Annotated in this window: 4 protein-coding genes and 1 pseudogene; 3 read left to right on the top strand and 2 right to left on the bottom strand. The window is 63.5% G+C overall.

Annotated features, from left to right (window positions below; translation table 11 throughout):
• The 3 genes and pseudogenes from WAN02_RS34320 to WAN02_RS34330 all read left to right on the top strand — a co-directional run.
• Positions 1 to 396, top strand: a pseudogene (locus WAN02_RS34320) (daunorubicin/doxorubicin resistance ABC transporter ATP-binding protein DrrA); the annotation flags it as partial.
• Positions 393 to 1,163 carry an ABC transporter permease gene (locus WAN02_RS34325; RefSeq protein WP_422269802.1) on the top strand — a complete coding sequence of 257 codons (771 nt, stop codon included), beginning with the start codon at positions 393 to 395 and terminating at the stop codon, positions 1,161 to 1,163. The pseudogene WAN02_RS34320 and the gene WAN02_RS34325, both read left to right, overlap by 4 nt.
• Positions 1,160 to 1,951, top strand: a complete 792-nt coding sequence (locus WAN02_RS34330; RefSeq protein ID WP_422269803.1) for an ABC transporter permease — start codon at positions 1,160 to 1,162, stop codon at positions 1,949 to 1,951. The genes WAN02_RS34325 and WAN02_RS34330 overlap by 4 nt, the downstream gene beginning before the upstream one ends.
• A 28-nt stretch (positions 1,952 to 1,979) precedes the next feature.
• Here the strand turns inward: WAN02_RS34330 and WAN02_RS34335 are convergent, their stop codons facing one another.
• Positions 1,980 to 2,774 (bottom strand): alpha/beta fold hydrolase, encoded by a 795-nt coding sequence (locus WAN02_RS34335; protein WP_422269804.1) that lies wholly within the window; start codon positions 2,772 to 2,774, stop codon positions 1,980 to 1,982.
• A gap of 153 nt (positions 2,775 to 2,927) precedes the next feature.
• A partial coding sequence (locus WAN02_RS34340; RefSeq protein ID WP_422269805.1) for a GMC oxidoreductase occupies positions 2,928 to 3,878 on the bottom strand: 951 nt, incomplete at its 5' end.

The following is a 3,878-nucleotide window of genomic DNA, read 5'->3' on the forward strand; positions in this document are numbered from 1 at the left end:
GCCCAGGGCGTCACGGTCCTGCTCACCACTCAGTATCTCGAAGAAGCCGACGTGCTCAGCGATTCGATCGTCGTCATCAATGAAGGTCGCGTTATCGCCAGCGGGACCGCCGAAGACCTCAAACGCCGCGTGAGATTCAGCTACTGCACGGTGAGTCCCACCAATCCGGCCGACCTGTGCAGGATCTTCGACGTGGTTGCCGATCTCGAGGGTGCCCAGGTCGATCGCGACGCGAACACCGTGTCGGTGCTGGCGTCCAACGGAAGCGGCGTTGCGACGCTCAGCGAGGTGTTTCGCCGGGTCGACCGGCTTGGCGTTGAGCTGGCCGACATATCGCTGCGCAAGCCGTCCCTGGACGAGGCGTTTCTGCACCTCACGGGGAGTGTCACCGCGTGACGGCGGTAATTGCTCTGACCGAGCGCATGGTGCTCGGCTCGCTGCACGACGATCTACCCTTCGCGATTCTGGCGCCCGCCGCTAACTTCGTCGTCTTCAACTTCGCGCTGCGCAATGTGATCGACACCGGTCAGATGAGCTACCCCCAGTACCTCCTACCGGTCATCATCGTCCAGGCGATGCTGCTCGGTGCGCTGACAACCGTTGACCGGGCTGCCCGAGACCAGGGGTCCGACTTCGGGGTTCGGCTCCGCACACTTCCCATACCCGCGGTGGTGCCGCTGACGGCTCGCATGTTGTACTGCCTGTTTCGTGGTGCTATCGCCCTGCTCGCCGCGATCGCAATCGGCTACCTATTCGGCTTCCGAATCGTCGGCGGATTCCTCTACGCGGCGGCTTTCGCCTTTCTCGTCCTGACGTTGACGCTGGCACTGTCCCTCGGTGCCGATGCAGCAGGGGCTGGGATCGCAGGGGCTGGGATCGCAGGGGCTGAGATCGGGAGCAGCGGGGCGGCCAGTCAGTTGCTCATAGTTCCCCAACTGCTGCTGGTCATGCTGTCCACCGGGATGGCGCCGGCCGACGCGTTCCCCGACTGGCTGCATCCGTTCGTGCGCTACCAGCCTGTCTCACAGGTGACCGAAACCATGCGTGGGCTCGCCAACGGCCATGTCGTGCTGAGCAATCTGGCGACCAGCTTGGCCTGGTGCCTTGGGCTGCTGGTGGTGTTCGGCGCATTCGCCGTGCGGATGCAGCGGCGGACGCAGTGACCGCGAACACACCGGTGCGGAGCTCACTGGCCGGCGAAAGTCTGCTATTCGCCGGCCGGCTATTCACCCGGTGGCGGCGCGCGCCGACGGTGCCGATACAGGCTCTGCTGTTCCCGACCTTTTTTCTGATTGCCTACAAACTGCTGGTCGGCAAATCAATAGTGAGACTCACCGGCACGGACAGTCTCTACGGCTTGGTGCCGATGTGCGCCGTGGCCGGTGCGATGTTCGGGGCGCTTGGAGCCGGTCTCACCATCATCGCCGAACGCGATAGCGGTCTGCTCAGTCAACTGTGGATGTTGCCCGTCAACCGGGCCAGCGCCCTGATCGGCAGGCTGCTTGCCGAGGCTGCGCGTACGTTGGTGGGTACCGTACTGATCACAGCGGTAGGCGTTGCGCTCGGCCTTCGATTTGAAGGCGGCTGGCTCGCGGTGATCCCGTTCATTCTGGTTCCGGTGCTGGTAGTGGTCATCTTCTCAACGGCAGTAATAGCGATCGCGGTGCGTTCGAAGAGCAGTGCCCTGCTCGTCTGGCTATCGGTGCCGTCCGTCACCTTGGTGTTCTCCAGCTCTGGTGTTACTCCCGTTCAAATGTTGCCATCGTGGATCCGGCCACTGATCCCGCTGCAGCCGATGGCACCAACGATTGAATCCATGCGGGCGCTTGCTCAAGGTGGTCCCGCCGTGTGGCCGCTGCTGCTGACCGTTGGGTGGGCTGTTGGTCTCGGCGCAGTGGTCGGACCACTGGCCGTCCGCGGTTACCGTGCTGCAGCCGAATCCGGCGGCTGACACCGGTCCGGAGAAAGTGTGCGGACGATCAGCGACGGTCCGAGTTCGGCGGAGCGATCTCGGGAGGCAGGGCACCTCCGGTGAGCCAGCCGTTGACGGTGCGCGAGAACAGGTCTGGATGGTACAGGGGCCAGTTGTGGCGCATACCGATTGCGATCCTATCGACTCCGTTGGGCATTGGCTGCGCGAGCGCTGCAGCCCAGCGTCGCACGAACCCCGCCTCCTTGGCGCCGGTGAGAAACAACGTCGGCGAATCCGACTTGTCGAGTCCCTCGGGAAGAGTGAACCCCGAGGAAGCCACGACGATGTCGGCGAACTGTGCGCCCTTAACGAGACGCACATCCTCGCGATATTCAGCGATCTTCGCCGAGGGAATCGGCGCATGGCGGGCATTCCGATAGCGGCGGACCACCCAACGATAAAATGTGTTACGAGAGATCGTCCCGAGCAGGAGCTGCGTCGACCGTACCCACGGCGTCGTGTTGATGACCGTCCCACACAGCACCGCCCGGTCGACGAGATTTGGCTCGGTCGCCAGCAGCTGCACCCCCACCTGGGCCCCGAGCGAGAACCCCACCACGTGCGCCCGACCGCTGCCCACCCGGGAGCGAATGAGCTCTGCCACCGCATCGGCAGCTCGTCCCATCTCGAATGGTCCGTGCTGAAAGCTCTTGCCGTACTGGGGAAGATCGGGAACCAGACAGTGGTATCCCTGCATTCGCTGGACCACGGGCTCCCAAGACCAGCCGCTCATCTTGCCGCCGTGAAGAAAAACAATGGCGGGCGCCCCGACCGGACCGTATTCGCGCACGAACAGATCCATGTAGTGGATCCTATCGGCTCACGACGAACACGATCCGTCTCGTTGCGCAGTAATGGATTTCGCACGAAACATCGAAACCGATAGGACCCTGCCCTCTATTCGTCCCACGAGAGAAGCGCCATCCCAACACGTTGAGGCGGGCGATCGATCCGGTCAGGTGGCGAAATGCGCCTCGTTCACGTGTGCGGCCACCCGCAAGGCGTTGGCCGCGACCGTCAAACTCGGATTCAAACCGGCGCTCGAGGGGAAGAACGACGTGTCGACCACATAAAGGTTGTCGACTTCGTGCGCCCGGTTTTGTGGGTCGAGCACACTCGTCTCGGGATCGGTACCGAAGCGGCAGGTGCCGCAGACGTGGCCCAGATTCGCGTTGTCTTTGCCGCTCCCCAGAGTAACCGTACGAAACGGCTTGAACAGCTCCTTCAACTGCCGCAAAAACGCTGCGCGGCGTTCGATTTCACTGGCGTGCAAGCGATATCGCATCCGTAGCCGTTGGCGACCGTCCGAGCTCAGACGACCGCTCGGCAGGACACGGTTGTCCAGATAAGGCAGGTCTTCCAGCATGGCGGCCATGATCAGTCCGCCGGTGAAGAACCGCTCGTAGACTCGGCGGACCGCCGGGCTCATCAGGCGCATCGCCCTCCCCCGCCCGCCGGGACGGTTGCTCAGCCACTCCATCGGAGGTATCGCGCCGAAGGACTGTACGGTGCCGTATTTTTGGCCCTCCCAGTAGTAGAAATCGTTGAGGCCGATCTCCTTGTTCGCGGCTGCGGTCTTGTGTCCGGGTTGCGGCCAGATTTCGATCGGGTCGAGTAGATGTCGCATTAAGTTCCGCCCCACCCAGTCTGAGCCGTTCGCCAGACCGCGCGGCCAATCGCCCGACCGGGAATTGAGCAAGAGCACCGGAGTGGCCAGAGCGCCGGCGGCCAGCACCACGACCTTGGCCTTCAGCGTCAGCATGCCGGAACGATGCTCGCAGAACACCTCCCGGACCCTGGTGCGGTCCGCATCCAAACGCACTACGCGACATTCCGTCAGCAGGCGGGCGCCGTGCTCGGCAATGGCCGGTAGCACGCCGTTGCGGGCGGCGTCGTTTTTGCACGA

The sequence above is a fragment of the Mycobacterium sp. genome, from assembly GCF_049281135.1.
In the GTDB taxonomy this organism is placed as follows: Bacteria; Actinomycetota; Actinomycetes; order Mycobacteriales; family Mycobacteriaceae; genus Mycobacterium.